The following is a 25,460-nucleotide window of genomic DNA, read 5'->3' as shown; positions in this document are numbered from 1 at the left end:
TGCAGTAGGCTCGCGGGATGAGCCAAACCGATGATCGAGCACGCTTCCTCGCGGCATATGACCAGGACCTCCGCACCGACGCCGAGACCCCGAGTGCCCTCAAAGTGACCCAGCACGGCCCTGTGCGTTTGGTGACCTTCATGAAGGGCCGGGGCTTCGTCACGTACCAGGATCTCGGTGACGCGGATTCGCAGACCATCAAACGGCTCGTAGCCGAGGCCATCGCTTATTTCCGCGCTGAACCTGACATCACCAGGGTCGAATGGAAATCCCGCGGGCATGACCACGCGCCGGGATTGCACGAAGCGTTGATCGAAAACGGCTTCACCCAGGATGATCCCGAGTCGATCATGATCGGTGAAGCCCAGGCATTAAGCACAGCTGTGCCACTTCCCGACGGCGTGACCCTGCGGCAGGTCACGGAGGAACCGGACGTGCGGGCCATGAGCGCCATGCAGGACGAAGTGTTCGGCGAACCCGTGTCAGATGAGATGGCTGATGCCCTGCTGCGCCGTCTCTCCCTCGATGACGGGATGCAGTTGTGGGTGGCCGAAGCTGAAGGGCAGATCGTCAGCGCCGGACGTTTGGAACCGGTTCCAGGCACAACCTTCGCCGGTATCTGGGGCGGCGCCACCAGGGAAGAGTGGCGCGGTCGGGGGATTTACCGGGCATTGACGGCCCGCCGTGCGCAGGCCGCACTCGAGCTGGGAAAGACCCTCATCCACAGTGATTCCACCGAATTCTCGAGGCCAATCCTGGAGCGCTCCGGGCTGCTCAAGGTCTCCACCACCACCCCGTACCGCTGGGTGCGTGACTGAAAGCTCAGATGGCTTTGGCGGCCAACCGCCTGTTCAGTCGATCAACCTCATCCAAGACTTCCATTGCTGCCCAGGCGCGATTCCGCTGCGATTGCGAGACGAGGGACAGTACGCCGGCTTCGGTCATTCGGTTCAGCGTTTTGTATATGGACGTTTCCTCAACACCAGCGATGTATGCTGCCCGGTGCGCTTCGAAAACGGGCTGTTCCAGCAGCCAAGGGACGAGCTTTGCTTCCGCAGAGTTTTTCCTGGGGCGGAGTAAGTCGGTCCACAATGCCGGGAGCTCATCGAGAGCCGTGACCGATTCACTGGCGGCTTGGGAAGCACGCATCGCAGACTTTGCCAGATAGAGGACGAATGGATCCACGTCACCGTTGCGGTAGTTGTTGAGTAAGGAAAAGTAGGTCTCCACGTCCGCTACCATCGCAGAGGCTATGGGAGTGACCGTGTTCTTGGTCAGTCCTCTACGCCGTGAAATGGAACCGATCAGAGCACGTCCTATGCGGCCATTACCGTCGGTAAAAGGGTGGATGGACTCGAAGTGGGCATGGGCAATGGCCGCCTGCGCCACGATGGGGATGTCCTTTCGGGCACAGAATGCCATGAGGTCGTCCATGAGTTCGGGTACCAGCGCCGGGGGAGGGGGAACGTGGATGGCTCCTCGAGGTGAATAGTCACTTCCGCCGATCCAATTTTGCACATCCCGGAATGAACCAGCGTTGTGCCCGTCCATTGGGTCATCTTTCATCAGGGCTTTGTGGGCCTTAAGTAGAGCCTCCACACGGACCTCGCCAGTGTCCCCCGCATCGCTAATCATGCTCTGCACGGCTTCCGCCGCTGCCACCATGGATCTCGCTTGATCGGTGGCCTTTAGCCCGATCATGGCGCGGGCGTAGTCGTTTCGATTGGCGTCGACGTGTTCGATCTTTGAAGAGGAGACCGCTTCGCTTCGCAGCAGAAAGCCGCTGATGGCAGCCATGCGAGAACCCGCCGACACGTCCAACGATGCGACGGCAACAGCGGCCTCTTCGAGTGCCACGATCGTTTCCCGGCTGGGTTCGAACCAAAGCCCCGCAATTTTGGGGGGAAGTGAAACTTCGACTTCGGTGAATAAGCGGTCCTCCCGTGGGGGACGACCTGAGGATTTCCAGGGCATGACCTTGTTTCTATGCGCTGGCCAAGCTGGCAAGAGGTGCTCCAAAGCCTAGTAGGGTGTCCTTTACTGTTATTTTAGCCTTTAAATAACAGTAAAGGGCACGTAGCTGTTCATTTGCACGTACTCATCACAGTTGTGTCAAGGCGCAGCAAGGCCCCTCAGGATCAGAATCCCGAGGGGCCTCACTAGCTCAAAGTGCCAGGACTACTTTCCGGCCGCGAAGCTGCTCACGCACTGCCCCTGGTTCGTGAACACGGGGTGTGGGCTGGTGGTCCACCCACCGTCCTTGCACGCGTCTTTGCCGGTGGACACGCTCACGCGGTACACCTTGGTGGTGCCGTCCGGCGCCGTCACGGTGATCACCGCCGTCGGGCTTTCCGCCGTTGCCTGCTGAACTGTCACCTTTGCGTTGGTGTCCAGCGGGTAGCCGACGACGACGGGAGTCGCCGACGTCGATAACACCCGGTAGTCGGTGGTCGCCGGGTCGAAGCCCACCACGGAGGCCTGGTTGACCAGGAGCCGGCCGAGGTCGGCGTTGCCGGCTTCCGCCAGGCGCGAGCCCGTGATGGCAACCTCCGCCACCTTGGTGTACGACGCCGTGGTCACGAACGAAACCCTGATCCCACGGGTGGTGACGGGGTCGAAACGGACGGTGGTCGGTGAAGAGATGGAGAGTCCCGTAATGGTTCCCGCGGAGGTGTCCTTCCATGTTCCGGAGGCGTCCTGGTACTGGACTTTGAGGCTCGCCGCAGCCTTTTCCGCAGACGTGACGGTCACGGAGGAAACGGTGTAGTCGCGGCTGAAGGCGTAGCTCAGGCTGTCACCGGCACGGCCGCCGCTCACCCAGTTGGACCAGCGCGTGGAGGCGTTGGCATCGCAGGTGTTCTTCGCGATGTAGGAGCCCTCGGTGTAGCTTGCGGTGGCCGTGGTGGTGGGGTCGTCCTTGCAGATATTGGCTACTGGAACGCGGTCCACCACAATAATGGTCAGCGTGGCCGGGAGGCGGTCGGCGGTTCCGGGCACCGTGACCGTTCCCGGGTTTTGCAGAGCTGACTCTGCCACTGCGGACCAGTCCCACGTGACGGCCAGTGGGTTCCGGGCGGGACCATCGGCGATCTGTCCAGGAACGCTGGCCGGGGCCAAGGCCTGTATGGAAGCCACCGATGATCCGGTTCCAACGGTCACGGAAACAGGGTCCGTGGCGATGTAGGAGCCCACCGTGACCGTGAGAACGGCTTCGAAGGTTTGACCGTACGGGTCAACCCCTGAACCGTAGACCGTTACTTTGCCGGCCTTCTGCCACGAGGAAGGATCCACCGGTGCCCAGGTGACGGCCAACTGCTTGCCGGGGCCTGCCTCGTAAACGGGCGTGACCGTGGCTGGCAGGACTGGAGCCGTCCCTACGGGCGTGCTCAGCTCAACAGGGGAAACTCCCAAGAGCTTGAGGTCTGCAATGTCGGTGAAGGCCCACGCCTGGTGCGGACTGGCCAACGCCGTAGCCGTGGTTCCGGTGGACGAAGCAAGTGCCACAGACGTTCCAGCAGCAGTCTGGTTGCCCGAAACCTGCAGGGCAATCGCGGCACCTGCGTTCACCAGGGACCACTGTTTGCCGTTCTCCGTGGTCACTATCCACTGTGCAGAAGGAGTGGCCTTGGCCTGTTCCAACGTCAATGTAGACAGTGAAGCCGCACCGCTCTGGCTGCCGTTCAGCACTCCACCGTTGCCTGTGAGCACTCGGCCGTCCTTGTTTGTAAGAACCCAGCGACGATCGTTCGCAAACTCATCTTCCGTAGACACGGCCTTGAACGTCCACATCTGCGGAGCCACACCGGCAGCATCCGTGCCCATTTCTTCAATTGAGGCAGAACCATTGGAGCGGCCCGTCAGGTATTTGCCGCTCGCCTCACCGCTGAGGTGATAGCTGTGGCCGTCCTGCACAGGCGCGGCATCGTCCGAAACTCCACTGACGCCGTCGACGACGAACGTCACCACGGATGCGGCGGGAACGTCAAGCGTCGCGGACTTGGAAACGGTGTCGACGGCGACTGGCGCGCCCTTGACGAGTGCATTCTTCTCAATGTCATCCAGCGGCGACTTGGTGGTGACCACGGGCGTGACCTTGGCGCCGGGCGCGATGCTGCCGAAGCGGCTGAGATCAATGGTGACTTTTTCCGCCGTCGGGGTGTCATTGAAGTGGACCAGGGTGGCGCCGTTGCCGTCAGCGCGGAGGGCACTAGCAGTTTTGGCGTTGTCGTTCTGGATGAGGAAGTCGCCGGGCCGGATGTAGTGCGTGAAGTTCCTGGTGGTGTTGTATTTCTGGTTGGTCAGGACTTTGCACTTGGCTTGTTCCAGGGATGCGCCATCGTTGATGCGGCGGTTGGAGAAGCCTTCGCGGCCTTCGTAATTGCAGTCGAAGTCGATGTAGATGGAGCCCCAGCCCTTGTCTGCCTTTTCCTGCTTGTACGTGTCCTCCACAGGCTGCCAGAAGACCCACGCATTGGGGTCGAGCTCACGGAGATCGTTGACCATGCGGCCGGCGATGCCCAGGCCGTTGGTGATGTTGGAACGGTCCCAGCCGCTGGTCGAGTCGCCGAGCGCAGGGTTGCCCGTCCAGAAGCCGCCCACTTCGCTCATCCACAGCGGCTTGTCGGTGGAACCGGCGAGGTCGCGGACCCTTCGGCGGTCGTTGGTGCCGTAGGTGTGGACGTTGAGCTGCGCTACAGCGTCTTTGGCTTCCTGGCTGTAGCCGTTCCAGTTGGTCATGAACTTGCTGGGATCCGTCTCGTCCATCGCGGAGATGACGGCGTCCGTGGTGCCCTTTTTGAGCTCGGCGGCCAACAGCTTGGTCACGCGGTCCTGGGCGGCGGGATAGATCAGCGCGCCCTCCTGCTTTTGGGTGTACGTGGTGGGCGGCTTGCCGGTGGCGGCGTTGATGTCCGTGCCCCAGTAGCCCGAGTTCGGCTCGTTGAACGGATCTATGGTGTCCACTGTGATGCCGCTGCCCTTTTCGAGGAGCTCGACGGCGTTCTTCATGTAGGCCGCGAACTTGGCTTCCGCTTCGGGCAGGAGGTTTTCACCCTTGGCGGTGTTCACTTGGCCGGATACGTACCCGCTCTTGGTCATGAACCACGGCGGGGAATTGCTGAACGCTTCCCAGTGGGTGATCTGCTGGTCTGCGGCGAGGCGTTCCACCCACCACCGCTGGTTCTTGTCGGCGTCGGGGTTGTAGGACACGGGGTCGTCCGGGTTCCAGGCGTTCAGGAACGCGAGCTTGTTGGCCTGCGTTTTGTCCACGGTTCCGTCCGGGTTGTAAAGGTTCGACGCCGGCTGGCCGGGTTGCGCTTCAGCCACCGGCTTCCACCATCCCTCCACAGCGCTGCCATCGTTGAGGTAGTTGGCTACGTCTGAAGCATTTCCGCCGCCCACGTTGTAGCGGGCGATGTTGAGGTTGAGTCCGTCCTCCCCGAAAACCTTCTGGTACAGCTCCTCCCGCAGCTCGGGGGAGTAGCCCGCCGTCGCATTCGCGAACCACACCAGGCTGGTTCCCCACCCTTCGAACGCTTCGCCGCGGGTGGCGGGGTTCGGGGTGATGGTGACAGCTGTTGCGTCGTTGGCTTGTGCTTGTGGTGTGGTTGCGGGCAAAAGTGCCAGGCTCGCGGCTGCTGTAACGGCTGCCGCCAGGACTGCCACTGGCCGTCGGATTCTTCGCGCGGAAAACGCCATGGGTGGACCTCATCGTCGGGGTTTCATCGGGTGCTGCCCGGTTTCCGGGAAGGCCGGGCAAAGCCGAGACTATGAGGCTCTTGGGGGCGCAACAAGGCACTCGAACAGGCTCGTTCGTGGTCAGTCAGAAGTGGTCACAGGTGTAACAACTTTGCCCTCCTCTGGGTCATGGTTGTATAGATGTATACAAGTACACTTCTCTTGAGGCGGCACGCATGGCAGAACAACCACGGAACACGGGGGCGCACCTTGTCTACGGCGAGTTGAAGCGCCGGATCCTTAGCCTCGAGCTGAAACCTGGTGAGCGTATCTACGAACCCGCCATGGCCACTGCCCTGCAAGTCAGCCGCACGCCCCTTCGGGAAGCCATCCGCCGGTTGGTTTCAGAGAGCTTGCTGGAGCAGCAGCCCACCGGGGGAGTGCTGGTTCCCGCGCTCGATGAGAAGGTCATTTCCGAGCTGTACGATGTTCGCGCAGCGTTGGAGTCCCTGATGGCACGGGAGGCCTGCGCCAACGCCACCGGCGCGGACCTTGAAGAACTCCGCGGGATACTGGCACGCAATGCTGCCATGGTGGAGTTCGCCGACGAGGCCATGAAGTACGGGGTTGCCCTGCATGCTGCGATCGCCAGGATCGCCGGGAACTCCTGGGCCCAGCGGTTCCATGAGCAGATCGCCAGCCAGGTTGAGCGCTACCGATACTTCACCAACCATGCCCCCGAACGCCGCGATGAAGCACTCGCCAATCACAGGCTCTTGGTCGAAGCGATAGCTTCAAAGGATGCGGAGAAGGCAGCCAAGGTCGCCTTCGATCATGTCATCGGCGCAAGGGATGAGACCTTGCGGGTTATCTCCAGTTCCGGCCTCGTGGTCGAATGATCGGCGAACTTGGAAGGCGTTCGTCCACGGCCCTCCTGATCCACTCGACGCTCATCCAGGCCGTCACGTTCCTGGTCCGCCCGGCCACCACGTACCGCGCACTCGAATTGGATGTTCCCGGGTTCGCCCTTGGCCTTCTCGCCGCCAGCTACGCTGTGTTTCCCCTGCTGCTCGCCCTACCCATCGGCGGACTGGTGGACCGCCTCGGTGAGCGTCGGCTCATGGCGATCGGGGCCGCCGTCGTACTGGGCTGTTCTGCTTTTCTGCTGTTCTGGGGAACGTCAGTTCCTGCGCTTGTAGCCGGGACGGCACTTCTTGGTGCAGGCCAGCTGGCCTGTGTTGTGGGGCAGCAAGCGGTGGTCGCGAACAACGCGGCGTCGTCGCGCTTGGACTCTGCCTTCGGGTACCTGACCTTCGCCGCGTCTCTGGGCCAGGCCTTGGGACCGTTGGCCATTTCCGTGGTTGGCGGTGCTTCCGTTCGCCCGAACACGCAGGCGATCTTCCTTCTCGCGACTGCCATGAGCTTGGTGATGTTCCTGACCACGTTCGTGATCTCTGCGAAGGTCAGTCGAGGCCGGCGCACGCCGAAGGGCACTGGCACCAAGGGCAGTTCACTGGCACTTCTCAGGACGCCCGGCGTGATCCGCGCGCTGGCAACTAGCGCCACCGTCCTGGCAGTAGTGGACCTGACAGTGGTCTACCTTCCGGCACTCGGCGCCGAACGCGGCCTCACGGCGGCCACGGTGGGGCTGATGCTGACCGTCCGGGCGGTGTTCTCCATGGTTTCCCGGCTGGGACTCGGCAGCGTGTCCCGCAAGCTGGGGCGCATGAAGTTGCTAATCCTGAGCCTGGCCATCTCCACTGCTGCACTGGCTGTGGCCGCCATCCCGATGCCCGAGTGGCTGCTGTTTGTCGTCATGGCGTTCCTCGGCCTCGGGCTGGGAATTGGCCAACCACTGACAATGTCCTGGCTCTCGGCCCAAGCGCCGGAAGGCCAACGCGGGCGGGCGCTGGCCTTGAGGCTTGCCGGAAACAGGGTGGGCCAAGTGGTCCTGCCCAGCGTCATCGGCGTGGTGGCGGTAGGCCTTGGGGCGGCGGGCGTGTTCCTGGCGTCCGCGGTAGCCGTCGGCGGAACAATGCTGTTACTGCGCGGTGTGCGGCTGGACGACTGACCGGGAGATCACTCAGCGAACAGCGCCGCCAGGTCGTCCGCCGTCAACGAGCCACCGGCCAAGGCGTCACCTTCCATCACATCTGCGAACAGCTGCGATTTCTTGGCCTTGAGTGCCATGACCTTCTCTTCGATGGTGTCCTTCGCAACCAGTCGGTAGACCATCACGTTCCTGGCCTGCCCAATACGGTGCGTGCGGTCCACAGCCTGGGCTTCGGACGCCGGGTTCCACCACGGATCCAGCAGGAACACGTAGTCGGCTTCCGTCAGGTTGAGCCCAAAGCCACCAGCCTTCAGCGAGATCAGGAACACCGGTGCGGCACCGTTCTTGAACTCGCTGACCACGTCGCCGCGGTTCCGGGTGCTGCCGTCGAGGTAGCAGTACTCCACGCCCTCTTCGTCCAGGCGCTCGCGGACCTTCCCCAGGAACCCGGTGAACTGGCTGAAGATCAGCGTCCGGTGGCCCTCGGAAATGACGTCCTCCAGCTGCTCGAACAACACATCCAGCTTGGAGGACCGAACCCCGGACAAAGACGAATCCACCAACGACGCATCCAAACTCAGCTGCCGCAGCAACGTCAACGACTGGAAGATGGTGAAGCGGTTCTTGTTCACGTCATCAATCAGACCCAGGATCTTCTGTCGCTCACGCTGCAGGTGCGTCTGGTAAACCTTCTGGTGCCGCGGGTTCAGCACGACCTCCAGGATCTGCTCCTGCTTGGGTGGCAGATCCTTGATGACCTGCTCTTTGGTGCGGCGCATCATCAGCGGACGCACACGACGCCGGAGCTTGCCCAGCTGCGCCGAGTCGCCGTTCTTTTCCACCGGCTTTTGATAGTTCTCGGCGAACCGTTTGGGGCTCGGGAACAGGCCCGGCGCAACAATCGACGTCAGCGCCCAGAACTCCATCAGGTTGTTCTCCAGCGGCGTGCCTGTGATGGCCAACTTGAACCTGGCCGGCAGCTTCCGCGCGCACTGGTACGCCTTGGACTGGTGGTTCTTCACGAACTGCGCCTCGTCCAGCATCAGTCCGGCCCACTGGAACGATGCATAGGCGTCGTAATCAATGCGGAAGAGGGCATAAGAGGTAATAACGACGTCGGCACCCGCCAACGCTTCGACAGGGGACAGGCCGCTCTTGGCGAAAGTTTCACCGACGGTGCGCACCACGAGCCCGGGAGCGAACCGCTGCGCTTCCAGGGCCCAGTTGCTCACGACACTCGTAGGGGCAACCACCAGGAAGGGAGCTCGCGGAGTCACCTCAGCAGAGTCACCCTGTGCGGCGGCAGCCGTCTCCGCAGCCAGGTCCTTCGCCGCGCAGATCAGCGCAATGGCCTGCACGGTCTTACCCAGGCCCATGTCGTCGGCAAGCACACCGCCGAGGCTGTGCTTGTACAGGAAGCTGAGCCAGTTGAACCCTTCGAGCTGATACGGACGCAGCTCAGCGTTAAGGCCGGCCGGCAGCGGCAGCCCGGTCACGCCGTCGTCGAGCAATCCGCCCACAGCCTCACGCCACGCGGCGGCTTGCTCGTCCACAATCCCGAGCTGGGCGAGCTCGTCCCAGAGCCCGGCCTGGAAGCGGCTGATCTGCAGGGTGCCGTCCTTATTGTCCGGGTTGTCCTGCAGGGAGCGGGCCTCGTCGATGAGCGCGCGCAGCTGGTGCAACTCGGGCAGGTCCAGCGAGAAGTAGGCTCCGCTGGGCAGCAGCATGCGGCTCATCCCGGCCGCGAGGGCCGAGAACACTGCGGCAAAGGAGACGGGTTCGCCCTCAAGCGTGATCACGATGCCGAGGTCGAACCAGTCGCCGCTGGCCGTTTCCTTGGTGGAGATGGACACCACGGGAGCTTCGGCAGCTTCACGGTAATCCGCGATGTCACCGGACGTTTCCACTACGACGTCGGGCAGTTCCCGCAGCGCCGGCAGTACCTCTTCGGTGAACGCCAGGGTGTCCAGGCCACCCAATTCAACGCTTGCTGCGAGACGCGGAGCGCCCCAGCCACCGGTGGCGGACTCGGCCAACGCCGAAACCACATCCCACGGCCGGCCAAGCGACTCAAGGATGCGGGCTTCTTCGGGGTCGTCCCTGTAGCCACGGTCCTCTGGATGCCGCCACAAGGGTTGGGCGGTGACCAGGGTGCCGGACTTGTAATGCCACTCCCAGTGCAACCGGACCTTGTGATCGTTGCCATAATTGGCCAGCAGGGACAGTGTGGGGACAGCCAGGGTGGGCAGCTCCACCGATTCGTCCGCGGCCTGCACCGGCGTGGATTGTCGCAATTTGGGGTAGAACGAGGTCAGGAACCGGCTCTCATCCTCGGCCGGAATCTGAAGCGTTTGGCCGTCCATGACGAATTCCAGGAGCTCGTCCGTGATGCCGCCCTCGATCGGGGCAAGGGTGATCAGGTTCTTCTGCTGCGGCACTCCGGGCAGGACGTCCCCGGAATGCGTGAAGAAGATTCCGTTGGCCGGCTTGCCCAGGAAGCCCACCGAGGCAGCGTCAACCGGCTCCCCGGCCACGGTGACTGACGGCGCGAGTTGCAGGCCGCCGTCGTGCGTTTCCGTTGTGGCGTCCGGGGCTGCGTCCAATCGCGCCAAACTCAGTCCGACGACGGCGGGTTGCGCCTCCACGCGGACGGGCTCGCTCCCGGCGGAGTGGATGAGGGGGATGCCGGCTTTGGTGGCGTCGGTGAGGAGGGTCCAGAGGTTCTTGGCAGCGAAGTCGTTCAGGCTCAGCCACATGGCCCCCGACGGTTGCTGTCGGCCATTACTTGAACCGTGGGCGGCGAGGAATGTCTGAAGCCATTCGACGTGGACCTCGTTGAATTCCCGCCGGAAGCTGACATAGCTGAGGTTGTTCCAGGAGACGTCGCCGCGGATCCATTTGCCCTTGGCGCCCATCATGACGGGACGCGCCTTGAGCTGGCGGACGCTGCGCATGGGGTCCCGGCGGCCTGTGTAGGAGAAGTGCGCGGCGGGCTCTTCCACCTCGAACTGGAGCGCGAGTTGGATGCCTGCCGCGCTCGGAGCAGTGCCTGGCTTCGTGATCAGCCTGTTGAGCGCTTGTTCCCACGCCGGACGGGCGGCGCCGCCCTGCTGGCCCGAGCCAACCCTGGAGGTTTGAATTCCAGGAGCCTGGGAAAGGAGCTGTGCCCGGATGGTGGGGTGGTCCTCCGCAGTGAAGAGCAGCGCGGCGACGTGCTTGCAGTCCTTGCGGACCGGGCAACTGCAGATGCCTACCGTGCAGCTCCAGCCGCTGGGCTTCCGAACCAGTTTTGCCGACGTCGAATAAGGCTGCGGACCGGCCCCGCGGACCTTGCCCATCAGAAGGCCCGTGGCTGCGTCGAAAGTAATCCCGCTGACGCGGCTGCCCATGGCATAGGCCAGTCCGGCCGCCAGGGAGCGGTCGTTAATGGCAGGAGTCTGTATGGCCAGTTCCCAGGTTTCGTCTGTGTGGGACGGCATGCGTCGGGCTACTTTCGGCAGGAGGTTATCTGCTCAATCTTAGTCAGCAGAAAACGGCTCCCAAACTTCGCCCTCCGTTAACCTCTTCCTCGATTGCCGCGCCGCTCCCACGCGTACGTTGAAAGTGTCCGGAGCACCATCAGCTTTCAGCAGTGAGGATTTCCCATGACTACCAACGAGTACCCCGTCGTCCTGAACAAGACCAGCTTCGAAGCCGGCAATGCGGATGTAGTGGATTCCAACGTCAACGTCGTGAACCAGATGTACCAGGAGCTCCTCAACAGCGACGAAATCGCACCCGCTGCGCTCAACAGCTTCTTTGTGGACTTTTACCTGACCCAGGCGCTCTCCGGCGGCTTCGCCCAGTACGTCTTCACCGCACCGGAACGTGAGGAAGTGGATGCTTACGTCCGCGCGGGCCTCGAAGGCATGGGCGCCACCCGCCACCTGGACCTCTTCAACCGCACGGCGGCCACGTTCGATGCACTCACCGAGGACGAAGCAGAGGCCTACCTTGACGGCGAACTGGACGAGTCCGAAACGCCGCCGGCTTCCGTTGTGACCTTGGACGAGCTCGACGGCGAGTTCGAAGCCCTGCTTGAGGAAGAGGACATCATCGATCTCAACGCGGCTTACCTCCGCGACCAGTCCGAACTGTTGGTCCTGACCGACGAAGAAATCGAAGCTCACATCGCCGAGCGTGTCGCACTGATTCCGGACCTCGCCGAGCGCCAGGCCGAAGCCGAAGAGGAAGCCCTCGCCAACGCCCCGGAGTTCGAGGTCATCATCCGCGAACTCTGCGATGTGGCCGGTTACGCCCTGGAAAAGATCACCATGGGCGATCCCAACTACGAGCACGACGGCGTCAAGACCCTCGCCTGGCACTTCTCCACCGACCACGGCGACTACCTCATGATCGAGGACGACGACGAGGCCTTCATGATCCACCCGGAGACCAAGGAAATCATCGCTGCCGTGGAGTTCGAAGAGTCCGAGGAATTCGCCGACGCGTAAGTCCTTTTCCGCCGAGGTCGCTGGAACGCTGTGGGTTCGCCGGTTAGCTCCGGCGACCTCGCAGTGCTTCCGGCGAATTCGGTGCTCTAGCTTGCTCTCGCCTGCCGGAACTTGAGGAAGCCCCACACGATGGATGCCTGCCAGCAGGCCAACAGGCCCACCCAGATCCAGTCCAGGCCACGCTCAGTGGCATTGACGATCATGGCTACGAGCCCCAAAGTCCACGCGAGTTCCTGCACCCCCAGGAACGTCAAGGTCGGCGTCTTTTTGCTGCTGATGTCCTGTGTCATTTTCTCTCCCCAGTGAGTAGCCTGCAGTCTAGCGGACCCATGCATCGGCCTGGCTTGGGGTTTGGGCCCCCGAATTCGCCCCAAAGCTGCGGCGGCGTGTGCAAAACTCCGGCGAATTCTCAGCATTCCCCGGTTCCCGGCACTGCACTGTCCACATAGCCGGATATGCCCGTTCCGGCCCGAGGTCCATGGCGGCCAAGCTGAACCGGTGAACACACCATCAACGCACAAAGACAGCACAGCGGTACCAGCACTCCCTTTGCATGGGTACATGTGGAGGACCGATGAGTTGCTCCGGTTGGGTTTCAACAGTCGGCGGGTCAAAGCTCTGGTGGACTCCGGTGAACTGCTCCGCATAAGGTACGGGTGCTACATCAGGGCCAGTAAGTGGCAGTCACTTAGCCTCGGCGGGCAGGCCAGGGAACGGATCATGGCCCATGCCCACGGAACACTGACCACGTCGACGGGCGGTTTCATTTACAGCCATTTGTCTGCGGCACGGCTCCACGGCCTGTTCGTATGGGGCGTGGACGACAAGGTTCATGTCCTGCACTGTGCCAGGCCATCCTCGGACCGCTGGGGCAAGGATGTTCGGGGACACTCGGAAAGCTTCACTGAGGATGATGTTGTGTCGGTTCAGGGTTTGCGTGCGACTACGCTGGACCGCACCATATTCGACTGCGCCAGAATGCTGAGCTATCCGAAAGCGCTGGTGATCATGGACCACGGATTACGCGTAGGCGCCGACATCAACGCACTTGAAGACCTGGCAGCAGCCTCTTCCGGAAAACGGGGTGTCCGCACGCTCCGCAAGGCCTTGGCCAACGCGGATCCGCGGTCCGAGTCTGCTGGCGAGACACTGACCCGTGAGCTGATGCAGAGGTTGCGCATCAAGCCGCCGCAGCCACAATTCGAGGTGCAGTCCCGTATGGGTCGTCATCGCATGGACTTCGCTTGGGAAGAGGAAAAACTGGCGCTGGAGTTCGATGGTCGAACCAAATATTTCGACTTCAATCCGACGGACGAGGTCATCTTTCAAGAACGACGGCGGGAAAAGGCACTCGTCGAGGAGGGCTGGCGGTTTATCCGGATCGAATGGAAGGACCTTTTTCAGGAGCGTGCCTTCAAGGAGCGCGTCCTTCGTGCGCTCGGGTGATGCGACCGGCTCGCGAGTTCGCGGGAACCCTGCCTGTTCGCACGCAACCTTTCGGCGAGATCGCAGGCTTCCCGCGATCTCGGTGCAACACCCCAGTAGCTGGAGGAAGAATGGTTCACGAGGCTGAACCATTTACCTGTGCGCGTCGTCGTATAGGCGAAGGGGCGGAGGACAACAGTGAGGGAGGTGGCTATGCCGTTGGACGAAGACGTGGTGGCGGCGATCTACCGCGATCACGGCACGGCTCTGAAGCGTTTCGTGCTGAGCTGCACCTCCGACGCCCACCAAGCAGACGACGTCGTGCAGGAAACCATCCTCAAGGTGTGGCAACATGCCCCCCAGATCACAGGAAGCCTGCGCAGCTACCTCTTCCGGACGGCCCGCAACGTCATTATCGACAACTACCGGAAGGCACAGCGTCGCCCTGCTGAAGCCGGTGAACAGGACCTCCCGGACCACGCGGCCACCGAACGCGTGGACGAGCTCCTGAACAGGGTGCTCATGGAGGAAGCGTTGCTCCGGCTCAGCCACGAACACCGGCAGGTATTGGTGGCCCTCCACTACCAAAGGTTCACCGTCAGCGAGGCAGCATTGCAGCTGAACATTCCGGCGGGAACCGTGAAGTCCAGGGCTTTCTACGCTGTGAAAGCCCTCCGAACAATCCTTGATGAAATGGGGGTGGAACGATGAACGGCAACTCCGTCCACCAGTTATTGGGCGCCTACCTTTTGGGTGGGCTGGAGCCCGACGAAGCCCGTACGTTTGAGGACCACCTCGCCACCTGCGCTGAGTGTCGTCATGAGCTGGAGGAACTTGTAAGCCTGCCGGCATTGCTCGACGCCGTTCCCCGGGCTGATGCTGTCGCGCTCACGGTCGCTGGCGGTACGGACACACTGTCACCGTTGGAACCCGAGGCGCTTCCTGAAAGAGTCCTGGAGGACTTGTCGGTCCGCAGGCGGACATCACGACGGCGGTGGGCGGCTTTGGTGGGTGCGGTTGCCGCTGCTTGCCTGGCTGTTGGCTTCCTCGCCGGGCCCCTGCTGAACCAGCCTCCGAAACCGGACGCAAGCTACTCGGTGCAGTCGGACAACGGTTTGCAATTGACAGTGGGCATGGTGAAGAAGAACTGGGGCACTGAGCTCGCTGTGGAAGGGCGCTCGATGCCGCTGGAAGGCACCCTGTATCTGTGGGTAAAGGGCCGGGACGGCGCCGAAGAACGCACCTGCGGATGGACGGCCACTCAGAGCGGCCGGATCAAGATCACCGGGGCCACTCCGGTGCAGTTGGCTGGCATCGCTGGAGTTGAGCTTCGCGACGAAGCCGAGAAAACGGTGGCCTCGATTTCGGTGCCGTAAACCTTAGGTGTCCCCAACCCCTGTGCCCTTGGCGCGTAGTTCGGCCACCAGCGCAGGGTTCTCGCAGGCCTTGGCAAATGCCTCGATCCGACGTTCGATCTCCCGGCCAAGGAGCCAGCCGCCAATCCTCTCGGCCAACGGCTTCACCAGAGCCGGCCGGCACGAAAAGGTGTATTTCCAGACTGCCCGGGTGCCGCCGTCGTCCGGGGTGAACCGCCAACCACCGCCGAAGTTTTCAAAGAACCACGGCCCGGACACCATGGTCATGCCCACGTTTCGCGGCGGGGTGTAAGAGACGTATTCGCTGACCATCTTCAGGCCCATGCGGGAAACGGTCCGTGTCCTGACACCCTTGCCTGCGGCCGTGGCTCCGTCCAGGAAAGCCTGGGCGGAAATGAACGGGTCCCATGTGAGCCGGAATGCACCAGTGGTCTGGGAGAGGGCGAAAGCGGTCTCCGGATCCAACCGGATGAATCGTTCGGCGCGCACCTGCGGCATTAGAACCCCTGCCCTGAACCGAGCACCAGAAACACCATGAAAACAATGCCAAAGATGTTGATCGCCATGATGGCCAAACCGATGATGCCCGTGATGCGTCCGGCGTTCATCCGGCCGGCCCGGAAGACGGCGATCAGCCCGCTCACCACTGCAACGATCGCCAGCACCACCGCAGTCCCCGCCAGGACAAGCGCACCAAACCACCAAGCATCGTTGCCCTCGTTGTAACGGCTCATGGCGGATGCGACGGCTGCGATGCCCAAGGGGATGCTGACCACGGCTGCGACGGGCGAGAGCACGGCCGCGATGATGCTGGTGATTCCGGCACCCAAGCCACGGTTACCTGTCCGTTGGGGTTGTTGGTAGTAGTCCACCGGTGGCTGATAGCTCATGGTTCCCCCAAAGGTCCTTCGGCTAGATCTTGCGGTAAGTGAGGTCGAAGATCATGCGTCCGGCCTCGTGGGCTTTGTTCTCAAAGCTGGTCCTGATGCGGCCGTCGAACCGGGGAGCCCAACCCCCTTCTTCATCCACGCCCTCGTTCGGACCAGTGTGCTCGGTGCTGACCGGCGCGCGGCCTTCCCTCACCGGTGCGCCGCCCACAACGGATTCGACGCCGGACTGCCACACTTGCGTCAGTGGGCTCTCCTCGCCGCTGCGCTCGCCTTCGTGCATGTTCTCGAATTCCGTGGAATCTGCCAGCACTTCGCGGACGTGCACTGCGTAGTTGGACCAGTCCGTAGCGATGCGCCAGTAGCCACCCTTTTCGAGGGCTTTTGCGGCGACCGAAGCGAACGCGGGCTGGATGAGCCGGCGTTTGTGGTGCCGGGCTTTATGCCACGGGTCCGGGAAGAACACCCAAAGCTCGCTGACCGAACCCTCCGGAAGCATCGACTCGAGGACCTCGGGGGCGTTGGCTTCCACCACGCGCACATTGGTCAGGCCGCGGCTGTTGATCTTGATGATGGTGTTCGCCAAACCGGGCGTGTAGACCTCGACGGCCAGGAAGTCCTTGTCCGGGTTCTGCTCAGCGGCATGTACGACGGCGTCACCCAGGCCTGAACCGATCTCCACAATCAGCGGTGCCTTACGCCCGAAAACGGCCTCGGCATCGAACGTGTAATCAGGGTGCACGGAGGTGTTGGCGACGTGGCGTGGGACCTGGATAGCCCAGCGCTCGGCGTGCTCTTCCCAGGCGGCCTGCCTGCGACCCTGCAGGCGGGTTCCGCGGCGCACGAAGCTGACCGGACGGCCACCGTAGGTTCCGAAGGAGGCTTGGCTGCCGGGCGTGACGGGTCGCGGGGAATCTGGGGTTTCACTCATCGCTTCCAGAATACTTTGGTTGGGGCTGTGGGTTCTCCCGCCGAGAGCCAGGGGTCAGGGTGGCCCGCTTGCCTGAACGCGACGTGCCTTTGCTCCTTCTCAGGAGGGGAGACGTTTCGTTGATGCAATTGGCCGGCAACGGGAGAATAGGGGAATGGTTGCAAGCGAGGACACACTTGAAGAGGTCTTTACGTCCTTGGCAGATGCCACCGCAGGGGGCACCCCGTTCACTCTGGGTTTCCTTGGGAGCCTTGGGCTGGACGGAGGACCGAGGATCCGTGCCGTCATTCTCCGTGCCTTCGACCGCGCGACGGGACAGATCATGGTTGCCACCAACGCTTTCTCCGAGAAGGTCGCTGAGATTGAACGGGTACCCTCTGTTGCCCTGACGATGTACGACGACAACCGTGGGGTGCAATTGCGCATCAGGGGCACTGCGTCCTTTATTGATGACGCTGACGAGCGAAGCCGTGCCTGGGACCGGGTAAGCCCGGGCGGCCGTCATCTCTATGCCTCGGGCCGTGTTCCGGGCACGCCCCTCCCGGGTTCCCCGGAGTCCGATGGGGAGCCGGTTGTGGGTGAAAAGGCATTTGACCGTTTTGCCTGGATGGCAATTGAGATGGCAGACGTGGATTGGCTCGACCTTTCAGGGACTACGCACAGGCGCTGGAAGTTCACCCCCAAAGCCGGCGTGTGGAGCGGTCAGGAGATCGTTCCCTGACGGCAAGGGAAACCTCGGTCAAAGCCGGTCACATCCCGCCCCACCAAGCACCTGGTTCAACCCGGCTGACAGAATAGGACGTGTGACCTCCTCGACGACGCCCGGCTACCCAGAGAAATCAGTCCTGTCCGACCTCGCAGTGGACGCCGAGATCGGCGAGGAACCACCAGCGGATCCCACGCAACTGCGTGGCAAGCGGGGCCTCGTGTACCTGGCCATCTGCCTGGTGCTGATTGGCCTCAACCTACGCACGGTCTTCTCCAGCTTCTCCGCGGTCCTGCCGGAAATAACGTCCGACGCCGGTTTGCCCGGCTGGTCGCTCGTGGTCCTCACCACGGTGCCGGTCACTTTGCTGGGCGTGTTCGCGCCGCTTGCCCCCATCCTGGCCCGCAGGTTCGGAGCAGAACGGGTGCTCCTGGGCGCCATGGCCGTCCTCACCGCAGGTCTGCTGCTGCGGCCCCTGGAGATCCCCGGAGCAGGACACCTTCCCACGCTTCTCGCTGGCACCGCGGCCTGCGGAGCGGCCATTGCCCTGTGCAACGTCCTCCTTCCCGGCGTCGTCAAAAGGGACTTCCCGCACCGCATGGGCCTGATGGGCGGCCTCTACACCACAGCAATATGCGCATCGGCGGCCCTTGGCGCGGGCTTCACGTATCCGGTCTTTGCGGCAACCGGCCACTGGACCTCGGCGCTGTGGTTCTGGGCGGTGCCTGCCGCCGTCGTACTTCTGCTATTCCTGCCGGTGGCAATCCGCCAGCCGGCGGTAAAGCATCAGGCAGTCCACGGTGGCGTGAACGTGTGGCGCTCAGCCGTAGCCTGGCAGGTCACGATGTTTATGGTGCTGCAGGCGATGATGTCGTTCAGTGTGTTCGCATGGATGGCGCCCATCCTGCGCGATCGGGGGATAGACGGCAGCACGGCGGGTCTGATCGTCTCGGTGTCGATCGTGCTGCAGATGCTGGGCTCACTGTTTGCCCCGGCGTTGGCCACACGTTTCAAGGACCAGCGGATCATCAACATGGTGGTGGCTTTGATGACGGGCGGTGGGTTCGCGCTCACGATCTTCGGCCCCACCGAACTCATCTGGGTCTGGACGGGGTTGAACGGGCTGGGCCAAGGATCGCTCACCGCGGTGGCCCTCACCATGATCATGGTCCGCACCCGTGACGCCCATACGGCCGCGCACCTGTCCGGGATGATGCAGGGAGTTGGCTATGGCGTGGGCTCGGTCGGCACCCTCTTGGTCGGACAGCTGCACCAAGCTACGGGTGGGTTCGCAGCAGCCGGAATCCTGTTCCTGGTGGTCGGGTCCTTGGCCGCGTTCTTCGGTTACCGGGCAGGCAGGGACCGCTTCGTTTAACCCAAGTAGGTGACAGCACACGTCGCAATGAGGGCTCATTGGAACACGTGCTGTCACCCAGTTGGGAAGACTTAGACGGTCAGGTCCTTGCCCTTCGTCTCCGGGATGGAGAAGGCGAACGCGATGCCGACCAGCAGCAGGATCACCGCGTACACATTGAACAGGTTGCCCTGCCCGATGCTGCCGAGCCAGGTCTGCAGGTACGGGGCCGTGCCACCGAAGGCCGCGACACAGATGGAATACGGAACGCCGACTCCGATGGTGCGGATGTGCGTCGGGAACAGTTCGGCGTAGACGGCCGGGACGATTGCAGCGCTGCCGGCGATGAAGAACAGCATCACGGACATGGACACGGCCAGCTGCCACGGCGAATCCTTGAGTAGCCACGTCATGGGGAAGTGCAGGAGGGCGGCGCCGGCGGCTGAAACGATGATGACAGGCTTGCGGCCGATGCGGTCCGAGAGTTTGCCCCAGAACGGCAGGGCGGCGATGAACACCACATTGGCAATAACACCTGCCCACAAGGCTTCACCGCGGTCCATCTTCAAGGAGGTGGCTGCATAGCTCGGCGCCACGACTCCCCAGATGTAGTAGACAACCGTCAGGCCCACGGTCAGGCCAATGACCTGGAACGCCTGCTTGCGGTACTTAATGATCTGCGGCAGGATCGGCAGGCGCTTCTCGGTGGGAGCCTCTGCCTCGAACGCTTCGGTTTCCTTCATCTTGGCCCGCATGAACAAGGCGTAGATGCCCAGGACTCCACCGATCAGGAAGGGGATCCGCCAACCCCAAGCGCTCATGTCTTCCTTGCTCAGGACGTTGGTCAGGATGGCCCCCAGCAGCGTTCCGGCCAGGATTCCGGCGGTACCCGAGGTGTAGATGAGGGTTGCCCAAAAGCCGCGATGTTCCTTGGGTGCCATCTCGGACAAGTACGTTTGCGACGACGGCAACTCACCACCGTGCGCAAGGCCCTGGATGAGCCGGGCCACCAGCAGCATCACCGAAGCGAAGGCACCGACGGCGGCGAACGTCGGCGCTATGCCGATGAGGAGGCTGCCCACAGCGCCCAGCGCGACGGCAACGGTCATGGACGTCTTCCGGCCGATCCGGTCGCCAATCCAGCCGAACACGAAGCCGCCAAACGGCCGCGCGACAAACCCGACGGCGAAGATCGCCAGAGTGGACAGCACGGCTGACGTGGGGTCGGCCTGGCTGAACAAGGCGCTGGCGATGAATGGTGAGAACGTCGCGTAGATTGCCCAGTCGTACCATTCAACGGCGTTGCCGATGCCGGTTCCAATGAGCGTCCGCGCGTGGGATTTGTGGACCGTGACGTCGGGGGACGTTCCTGCGGTGGTGGTCATGAGATTCTCCAAGGTGGGGCGGGCTGGGAGGTGGGGCTTAGTTGCCGGCGAGGGCGGCGATGCGGGATACCGCGAGTTCGGCATACAGCGCTGCACCATCGGTGAGGACGCCGTCGTCGAACATTGCGTAAGGCGAGTGGTTGAACGGCGACGTCGTGTGGTCGGCGCCGGGGGCAACAGCACTGAGTCCCACGAAGGTGCCGGGGACTTCGGCGAGGACGCGGGAGAAGTCCTCGGAACCGCTCAGCGGCGTGGCCATGCGGGTATGCCGGGACTCACCGAACATTCCGGCGATGACCTTCTCCGCCGTGGTGGTCTCATCCTCATCGTTGATGGTGAGGGGGTACTCCTCCTGGTAGTGCACGTCCGCCTCCAAACCGTGGGCTGCAGCGATGCCATGCAGAAGCCTGGGTACTGCTTCCATCATCTTCCGCCGGGACTCCGCTGAGAAGGTCCGGATGGTGGCTTCGATGCGGGCGGTCTCGGGGATCACGTTGCGCTTGGTTCCTGCGTGGAGCACACCGACGGTCAGGACTACGGGATCGAACATGTTGAACTGCCGGGTCACCATGACCTGCAGGGCGGTGACCATTTCGGCGGCGGCCGTGACGGGATCCTTTGCCGAATAGGGTGCAGAGCCGTGGCCACCGGCGCCCAGCACAGTGACAACAAGGCCGTCGGAGGAACTGAGCATGACGCCGGGCTTGGTGACGAATTGGCCGTGGGGTTCCAGCGAGGAGAACACGTGCATCCCATAGGCGGTGTCGGCTCGGCGGCCAGCGGCATCCAGGACGCCTTCCTTGATCATGTAGCTGGCACCGTCGAAGCCTTCCTCGCCCGGCTGGAACATGAGGATGACGTCACCGGCCAGCTGGTCGCGGCGTTCGGCAAGCAGGGTGGCAGCGCCGGCCAGCATGGAGGTGTGGAGGTCGTGGCCGCAGGCGTGCATCGCGCCATCGATACGGGAGGTGCAGTCCACGCCGGTGGTCTCCTGGACAGGGAGTCCATCCATGTCGGCCCGCAGCAGCACCACGGGCTTCCCGGCCGAAGCGTGAGCCGCACCGCCGCGCAGAACCGCTGTGACCGACGTCGTTTCCTTGCCAAGGGTGATCTCGTACGGGAGCCCGTCCAGCGCCTTGAGAACCTTTTCCTGGGTCCGGGGGAGCTGCAGTCCGATTTCGGGTTCACGGTGGAGGTCGTGCCGGAGGCGGACGATGTCGTCCTTCAACTCGCGGGCGTCGGCAGCGATGGTCATGGGTTCTCCTGGTCTTTCCGGGAATGGGTTCCTCATGCCATTCTGGGGTGATGTGATTCACATGGTGGGAAACATCTGGAAATATGCACATAAGCCATGGGTTTGGCAGGAAAAATGCAGGCATCTGGGAGAATTGGCTCATGGAGCTCAGTGAAGAAGATCTGCGACTGATCAACGCCCTGCAGATTTCGCCCCGGATCAGCTGGTCAGATGCCGGTGAAGTCCTGGGCGTCCACGCCACCACGCTGGCGTCACGATGGGAGCGGTTGAAGTCCGCAGGGGCAGCCTGGACCACGGCGCACCTGATGGGCGATCCCAAGGACATGTGCCTGGCCATGGTGGATATCGACTGCGAAATGCATCTGAGGCCGGATGTTACGTCGGCCGTGGCTCAGCTCCCCGAAGTCATCACCGTTGAAGAGGCCGCCAGCAACCGCGACCTCACCCTGACTGTCATCACCCAGGACCTGGAGCAGTTCAGCACCCAGTTGTTACCCCGGCTGAAAGAGGTCCGCGGACTCACCAAATACCACACGGCCCTGTGCACACGGATCCACACCAGTGGCTACGCCTGGCGGCTCAACGTCCTTACCAAGGCAGAGCAGCAGGCACTCCGGGCGCTCGCCGGACCCGAATCGGCCAACCCGTCAGCGCCGGACACCATCGTGGTCCCGCTCCCTGAGAGCCATTTGGCGCTCATTCCGTTCCTCGCGCGCGACGGTCGGGCAACGGCAGCAGACATCGCCCGCGCTCTGGGCCGCAATCCCGCCACGGTCCAACGCCAACTGGGGCGGGTCCTGAACAGCCGTATGCTGTCCTTCCGTTGCGAAATAGCCCAGCAGTTCTCCGGCTTCCCCATCACTGTCCAATGGTTCGCGAACGTTCCGGCAGGCGAACACGAAGCCGCCGCGACAGAACTCCGGGCCATTCGGAACATCCGCTTCTCCGCATCCACCACTGGCCGCACCAACTTCACCATGATCATGTGGCTGCGCTCGCTCGCCGAGGTCATGGAAATGGAACTCACCATCCAGCAGCGGATTCCCGGCATTGAACTGGTGGAGAGCGTGGTCATGCTGAACACGGCGAAGCGGGTCGGGTGGATGCTGAACCCGGACTCGACTGCCACGGGCAAGGTGGTTACGCCCTATGGGGAGCTGCTGCCTGACGGTATCTAAGCGTGCTTGGTAGCCCTCAAGACGGTGTCCAAGGTGCTGCCGGACTCGCCGTTGGGGCCGGAGACCTTGCGCTCGCGGTCCGTCAGGACATTCACGAACCACGGCTCGCGGTCCAGCCTCAGGGCGCCCGCCAGCTGTTCAGGAGTGAAGAACATGCCGGAGTCGTGGTGGTGGCTCCACGACGGGAGGCCGTGCGGGTGATGGCCCACGATTAACAACGTGCCACCCGGCGCGACTGCCGCTGCCGCCAATGCCACGGAATCCCGCCACGGCAGGAGGGGTGAGTGCAGGAATTGCGCCGAGACCATATCGAAGACCGGCTCCGGCTCCCATTCGGTTAGGTCCTGTTGCTGCCAGGTGATGCGTTCACCCTGGCCGGCTTCCGCTGCATGCGCAGCTGCCCGTTCAAGCGCGACGGCGGATACGTCCAACGCGGTGACGGTCCAGCCTTGCTGGGCCAACCAAATAGCGTCACCGCCTTCCCCGGAGCCCAGGTCCAGTGCCCTTCCCGGCTCCAGCCCAGTGACCTCAGCGACCAGCTGCGGGTTGGGATTCCCGCTCCAGACCTTGGTCCGCTCCCGGTACATGCCATCCCACATGTCCACGGCGTTGTCCGCGTCCTCATGGAGGTTGAGGCCGCGCTGCTGCGCTCCTTCATGCTGGTGCCCGTGCTGGTGAGCGCCTGCACTGGTGGGCTGTTCGCTCAGGGAAGTACCGCCGTCGTGCGTCATTTCAGTCATATGCCAAGCGTGCCGCTACGGGCGGACAGAAGGCAATGCCTGTTGCTATTTCGGCAAAGTCCAGCGTTGGGCACCGGCGCCGGAGGCACCGAGCTCGTCCGACGGGTTCTGCAGCGTGCACGATTTCAGGCTCAAGCAGCCACAGCCGATGCACCCGTCAAGGTCGTTACGTAGATGCTCCAGTGCGGCGATCCGCTGGTCCAACTCCTCGCGCCACCGCAGCGACAGTTTGGCCCAATCGCGCTTGGTGGGGGTCCGGCCGTCCGGCAGGGAATCCAACGCCTCGCGGATGTCCTTCAACGGCAGGCCCACCCGTTGCGAGGTCTTGATGAACGCGACCCGCCGCAGCATGTCGCGCCGGTACCGCCGCTGGTTGCCGGCAGTGCGTTCGGCTTCGATGAGCCCGTTGCGTTCGTAGAAATGAAGGGCCGACGGCGACACTCCACTGCGCTCGGACAGCTCGCCAATGGTGAGTGGCCGGTGGGTTGGGGCTTGCGACATGGGATTGCTTCCGGTGGAGGGCGGTGGATTGACCTCAACATTAGTTGAGGTTCTAGGGTAACCACCATGACCTCTGACACCTCAACGGCCGGGATTCTGAGCCGCCCCTACTTGCTGGCCACCGTGGGTGCCTGCGCGCTGGTATTCCTCAGCGCGTTCGAGTCCCTCGCAGTCACCACCATCATGCCGCTGGTGAGCCGCGACCTCGACGGAGCCAGCCTGTACGCACTGGCCTTTGCCGGGCCGCTGGCAACAGGCGTGATGGGCATGGTGGCCGCGGGTAACTGGTCCGATCGCCGTGGTCCGGCGGCGCCCCTGTATTCCTCGGTGGCGTTGTTCGTGGCGGGTCTGCTGATCGCCGGCATGGCAGGCACCATGGAAATCCTGGTCCTGGGACGGCTGGTGCAGGGGCTCGGTGGAGGGGCAATGACTGTTGCCCTCTACGTGTTGGTGGCCCGCGTCTACCCGCCCGCACTGCACCCCAAGATCTTTGCTGCCTTCGCGGCATCTTGGGTGGTTCCGTCCTTGGTGGGCCCCTTCGCCGCAGGTGTCGTGGCCCAATTGAGCAGCTGGCACTGGGTGTTCCTCGGGGTGGTTGGCCTGGTGGTGCCGGCGCTGCTGATGGTGGTTCCGGCTGTCCGGGGGATGAACTCCGAACCCGCTGCCGAACCCGTCCCGTGGGCGTTCGGCCGGATGGGCTGGGCGGCGCTCGCCGCCGTCGCTGTCCTGGGGTTGAACCTGTCCGCGGAGGTTCCGGGCGTGGGCGGGGCGATTGCCGTCGTCGCGCTTGTCCTTGCACTGATGGCGGTCCGCCCACTGGTGCCCCGCGGAACGTTGACCGCACGCAGAGGGTTGCCCAGCGTGATTTTGGTGCGCGGGCTCGCATCTGCGGCGTTCTTTGGGGCCGAGGTGTACCTGCCGTACCTGTTGACTGAGCGTTACGCGTTCACGCCGACATTTGCCGGGCTCACGCTGACGGGCGCCGCTCTGGCCTGGGCTGGGGCTTCTGCCGTTCAGGGGCGTCTTGGTGCTCGGCTGGCCGATGATCTGGCCGTGAAAATCGGGGCCGCGCTGGTGCTGGTTGCCGTGATCTCCACGCTGGTAACGGCCGCGTTTGCCCTGCCCGCAGCCGTGGCGATCGGCGGCTGGATCCTCGCGGGCGGTGGGATGGGCCTGATGTACCCGCGGTTGTCCGTCATGACGTTGGCACTGTCCACCCCGGAAAACCAAGGTTTCAACAGCGCGGCCATGTCCATCTCCGATTCCCTCGGCGGCGCGCTCTCCCTGGCTCTCACGGGACTCGTCTTTACCGCCTTTACGACGACGAACCCGTTTGCGGGGGTCTTCGCGCTGACGGCGGTGATCGCCGTCGTCGGGGTCCTGATCGCGCCGCGCGTCGCAGTCCGTGCGGCTTCTGCGGCTAGCGGAATGGGTGCCACGGGCACGAAACCCGAGCTCTCGCGCCACGCCTGACTCGTTGTGAGGCCTGCTCTGCACGTT

At 63.2% G+C, this 25,460-nt stretch carries 22 protein-coding genes; 11 read left to right on the top strand and 11 right to left on the bottom strand.

Features of this window, described 5'->3' with window-relative positions; genetic code table 11:
- The first annotated feature begins 17 nt into the window (after window positions 1-17).
- The gene (locus tag WBN73_RS07830; protein WP_337339891.1) at window positions 18-818 is read left to right on the top strand and encodes a GNAT family N-acetyltransferase; all 801 of its coding nucleotides are present in this window, start codon (window positions 18-20) and stop codon (window positions 816-818) included.
- Between the two features lie 4 nt (window positions 819-822).
- Here the strand turns inward: WBN73_RS07830 and WBN73_RS07825 are convergent, their stop codons facing one another.
- Together WBN73_RS07825 and WBN73_RS07820 are read right to left on the bottom strand one after the other, a co-directional pair.
- The gene (locus WBN73_RS07825; protein WP_337339892.1) at window positions 823-1,857 is read right to left on the bottom strand and encodes a Fic family protein; all 1,035 of its coding nucleotides are present in this window, start codon (window positions 1,855-1,857) and stop codon (window positions 823-825) included.
- Window positions 1,858-2,178: 321 nt separating this feature from the next.
- Window positions 2,179-5,697: an Ig-like domain-containing protein gene (locus tag WBN73_RS07820; RefSeq protein WP_337339893.1), complete on the bottom strand. Its 3,519-nt coding sequence runs from the start codon at window positions 5,695-5,697 to the stop codon at window positions 2,179-2,181.
- Between the two features lie 215 nt (window positions 5,698-5,912).
- On the opposite strand from WBN73_RS07820, the gene WBN73_RS07815 reads away from it, so the two are divergent.
- Entirely contained in the window at window positions 5,913-6,575 is a 663-nt protein-coding gene (locus WBN73_RS07815) for a GntR family transcriptional regulator (protein WP_337339894.1), read from the top strand.
- On the top strand, window positions 6,572-7,747 hold the full coding sequence (locus WBN73_RS07810; RefSeq protein ID WP_337339895.1) for an MFS transporter: 1,176 nt from the start codon (window positions 6,572-6,574) through the stop codon (window positions 7,745-7,747). Before WBN73_RS07815 ends, WBN73_RS07810 begins: the two co-directional genes overlap by 4 nt.
- A gap of 8 nt (window positions 7,748-7,755) precedes the next feature.
- Here the strand turns inward: WBN73_RS07810 and WBN73_RS07805 are convergent, their stop codons facing one another.
- Complete coding sequence (locus WBN73_RS07805) at window positions 7,756-11,208, bottom strand: DEAD/DEAH box helicase (RefSeq protein ID WP_337339896.1); 3,453 nt, start codon at window positions 11,206-11,208, stop codon at window positions 7,756-7,758.
- 165 nt (window positions 11,209-11,373) lie between these two features.
- Here WBN73_RS07805 and WBN73_RS07800 point away from each other — a divergent pair, with 165 nt between their 5' ends.
- Window positions 11,374-12,222, top strand: coding sequence for a DMP19 family protein (locus WBN73_RS07800; RefSeq protein ID WP_337339897.1), 849 nt, complete (start codon window positions 11,374-11,376; stop codon window positions 12,220-12,222).
- A gap of 86 nt (window positions 12,223-12,308) precedes the next feature.
- Here the strand turns inward: WBN73_RS07800 and WBN73_RS07795 are convergent, their stop codons facing one another.
- A complete protein-coding gene (locus WBN73_RS07795; protein WP_337339898.1) occupies window positions 12,309-12,512 on the bottom strand; it encodes a hypothetical protein in 204 nt (67 codons plus the stop codon).
- Window positions 12,513-12,783: 271 nt separating this feature from the next.
- Between WBN73_RS07795 and WBN73_RS07790 the strand changes: the two genes are divergently transcribed.
- The 3 genes from WBN73_RS07790 (at window position 12,784) to WBN73_RS07780 (ending at window position 15,023) form a co-directional block, all read left to right on the top strand.
- On the top strand, window positions 12,784-13,668 hold the full coding sequence (locus WBN73_RS07790) for a hypothetical protein (protein WP_337339899.1): 885 nt from the start codon (window positions 12,784-12,786) through the stop codon (window positions 13,666-13,668).
- A gap of 192 nt (window positions 13,669-13,860) precedes the next feature.
- On the top strand, window positions 13,861-14,358 hold the full coding sequence (locus WBN73_RS07785; RefSeq protein ID WP_207595054.1) for a sigma-70 family RNA polymerase sigma factor: 498 nt from the start codon (window positions 13,861-13,863) through the stop codon (window positions 14,356-14,358).
- The gene (locus WBN73_RS07780; protein ID WP_337339900.1) at window positions 14,355-15,023 is read left to right on the top strand and encodes an anti-sigma factor family protein; all 669 of its coding nucleotides are present in this window, start codon (window positions 14,355-14,357) and stop codon (window positions 15,021-15,023) included. The genes WBN73_RS07785 and WBN73_RS07780 overlap by 4 nt, the downstream gene beginning before the upstream one ends.
- A 3-nt stretch (window positions 15,024-15,026) precedes the next feature.
- Here WBN73_RS07780 and WBN73_RS07775 read toward each other — a convergent pair whose 3' ends face one another.
- Genes WBN73_RS07775 through trmB form a run of 3 tightly spaced genes read right to left on the bottom strand, consistent with a single transcriptional unit; the run spans window position 15,027 to window position 16,841 of the window.
- Window positions 15,027-15,521 carry a type II toxin-antitoxin system RatA family toxin gene (locus WBN73_RS07775; RefSeq protein WP_337339901.1) on the bottom strand — a complete coding sequence of 165 codons (495 nt, stop codon included), beginning with the start codon at window positions 15,519-15,521 and terminating at the stop codon, window positions 15,027-15,029.
- Window positions 15,521-15,913: a hypothetical protein gene (locus WBN73_RS07770; RefSeq protein WP_280623868.1), complete on the bottom strand. Its 393-nt coding sequence runs from the start codon at window positions 15,911-15,913 to the stop codon at window positions 15,521-15,523. Before WBN73_RS07770 ends, WBN73_RS07775 begins: the two co-directional genes overlap by 1 nt.
- Window positions 15,914-15,935: 22 nt before the next feature.
- Window positions 15,936-16,841, bottom strand: a complete 906-nt coding sequence (gene trmB / locus WBN73_RS07765) for a tRNA (guanosine(46)-N7)-methyltransferase TrmB (protein ID WP_207595046.1) — start codon at window positions 16,839-16,841, stop codon at window positions 15,936-15,938.
- Window positions 16,842-16,995: 154 nt separating this feature from the next.
- On the opposite strand from trmB, the gene WBN73_RS07760 reads away from it, so the two are divergent.
- Window positions 16,996-17,562, top strand: a complete 567-nt coding sequence (locus WBN73_RS07760; protein ID WP_337339902.1) for a pyridoxamine 5'-phosphate oxidase family protein — start codon at window positions 16,996-16,998, stop codon at window positions 17,560-17,562.
- A gap of 82 nt (window positions 17,563-17,644) precedes the next feature.
- The gene (locus WBN73_RS07755; RefSeq protein ID WP_337339903.1) at window positions 17,645-18,922 is read left to right on the top strand and encodes a CynX/NimT family MFS transporter; all 1,278 of its coding nucleotides are present in this window, start codon (window positions 17,645-17,647) and stop codon (window positions 18,920-18,922) included.
- A 71-nt stretch (window positions 18,923-18,993) separates the two neighbouring features.
- On the opposite strand, the gene WBN73_RS07750 is transcribed toward WBN73_RS07755, so the two are convergent.
- Both WBN73_RS07750 and WBN73_RS07745 read right to left on the bottom strand, forming a co-directional pair.
- Window positions 18,994-20,286, bottom strand: a complete 1,293-nt coding sequence (locus WBN73_RS07750; protein WP_337339904.1) for an MFS transporter — start codon at window positions 20,284-20,286, stop codon at window positions 18,994-18,996.
- 37 nt (window positions 20,287-20,323) lie between these two features.
- The gene (locus WBN73_RS07745) at window positions 20,324-21,541 is read right to left on the bottom strand and encodes a M20 metallopeptidase family protein (RefSeq protein WP_337339905.1); all 1,218 of its coding nucleotides are present in this window, start codon (window positions 21,539-21,541) and stop codon (window positions 20,324-20,326) included.
- 140 nt (window positions 21,542-21,681) lie between these two features.
- On the opposite strand from WBN73_RS07745, the gene WBN73_RS07740 reads away from it, so the two are divergent.
- Window positions 21,682-22,719: an Lrp/AsnC family transcriptional regulator gene (locus tag WBN73_RS07740; RefSeq protein WP_337339906.1), complete on the top strand. Its 1,038-nt coding sequence runs from the start codon at window positions 21,682-21,684 to the stop codon at window positions 22,717-22,719.
- On the opposite strand, the gene WBN73_RS07735 is transcribed toward WBN73_RS07740, so the two are convergent.
- On the bottom strand, window positions 22,716-23,459 hold the full coding sequence (locus WBN73_RS07735) for an SAM-dependent methyltransferase (RefSeq protein WP_443193253.1): 744 nt from the start codon (window positions 23,457-23,459) through the stop codon (window positions 22,716-22,718). The two genes, WBN73_RS07740 and WBN73_RS07735, sit on opposite strands and share 4 nt — an antisense overlap.
- A gap of 45 nt (window positions 23,460-23,504) precedes the next feature.
- On the bottom strand, window positions 23,505-23,960 hold the full coding sequence (soxR, locus tag WBN73_RS07730; RefSeq protein WP_337339907.1) for a redox-sensitive transcriptional activator SoxR: 456 nt from the start codon (window positions 23,958-23,960) through the stop codon (window positions 23,505-23,507).
- A 66-nt stretch (window positions 23,961-24,026) separates the two neighbouring features.
- Here soxR and WBN73_RS07725 point away from each other — a divergent pair, with 66 nt between their 5' ends.
- Window positions 24,027-25,433, top strand: a complete 1,407-nt coding sequence (locus WBN73_RS07725; RefSeq protein ID WP_337339908.1) for an MFS transporter — start codon at window positions 24,027-24,029, stop codon at window positions 25,431-25,433.
- The last annotated feature ends 27 nt before the right edge of the window (window positions 25,434-25,460 follow it).

Source organism: Paenarthrobacter sp. CCNWLY172 (assembly GCF_037402035.1).
Classification (GTDB): domain Bacteria; phylum Actinomycetota; class Actinomycetes; order Actinomycetales; family Micrococcaceae; genus Arthrobacter.
The sequence above is the reverse complement of the archived record's forward strand: the minus strand, read 5'-3'. Positions and strand labels throughout refer to the sequence as shown.